The 876-nt window shown below is 53.3% G+C and carries 2 protein-coding genes; both read right to left on the bottom strand.

The window, feature by feature from the left end; genetic code table 11:
- Positions 1-39: 39 nt before the first annotated feature.
- Complete coding sequence (rplD, locus tag GB932_RS01325; protein ID WP_003031119.1) at positions 40-645, bottom strand: 50S ribosomal protein L4; 606 nt, start codon at positions 643-645, stop codon at positions 40-42.
- 10 nt (positions 646-655) lie between these two features.
- A partial coding sequence (locus tag GB932_RS01320; RefSeq protein WP_408725529.1) for a large ribosomal subunit protein uL3 occupies positions 656-876 on the bottom strand: 221 nt, incomplete at its 5' end.

The following is an 876-nucleotide window of genomic DNA, read 5'->3' as shown; positions in this document are numbered from 1 at the left end:
GCGGTGCACGCAGCACCTTCAGCAGACGTTCTTCACGAATCATGCCAGCATCTCCTCAACTTGCTTAACAGCATCAGCAGTCATTACGACTTTGTCGAAGGCGATCAGGCTAACCGGGTCGATACCAGTCGCATCACGTACGTCAACCTTGTGCAGGTTACGTGCGGCCAGGAACAGGTTCTCGTCCAGCTCACCAGTGATGATCAGCACATCTTCCAGAGCCATGTCTTTCAGTTTCTGTGCCAGCAGCTTAGTTTTAGGCGCTTCAACAGAGAATGATTCGACAACGATCAGACGATCCTGACGTACCAGTTCGGACAGGATGCTTTTCAGCGCGCCGCGGTACATCTTTTTGTTAACTTTTTGACTGTGGTCCTGTGGACGCGCAGCGAAGGTCACGCCACCTGAACGCCAGATCGGGCTCTTGATAGAACCTGAACGCGCACGGCCGGTACCTTTCTGGCGCCATGGCTTTTTGCCAGAACCAGTTACTTCAGCACGAGTCTTCTGAGCACGAGTACCCTGACGAGCACCAGCTGCATAAGCAACAACAACCTGGTGAACCAGCGCTTCGTTGAAATCACGACCGAAGGTAGTTTCGGAAACAGTCAGCGCGCTCTGCGCGTCTTTCAATACTAATTCCATTGCTATCCCCTTACGCCTTCACAGCTGGTTTAACGATCAGGTCGCTACCGGTTGCACCCGGAACTGCACCTTTAACCAGCAGCAGGTTGCGCTCAGCGTCAACACGTACTACGTCCAGGCTCTGAACGGTTACACGTTCGTTACCCAGCTGACCTGCCATTTTCTTGCCTTTGAACACTTTGCCCGGAGTCTGGTTCTGACCGATAGAACCCGGAACGCGGTGAGACAAGG

The organism is Microbacterium karelineae (genome assembly GCF_009745985.1).
Classification (GTDB): domain Bacteria; phylum Actinomycetota; class Actinomycetes; order Actinomycetales; family Microbacteriaceae; genus Microbacterium; species Microbacterium karelineae.
The sequence above is the reverse complement of the archived record's forward strand: the minus strand, read 5'-3'. Positions and strand labels throughout refer to the sequence as shown.

Coding starts and splice junctions, on each gene's coding strand:
- rplD (WP_003031119.1), bottom strand. CDS start 645: ATGGAATTAGTATTGAAAGACGCGCAGAGCGCGCTGACTGTTTCCGAA.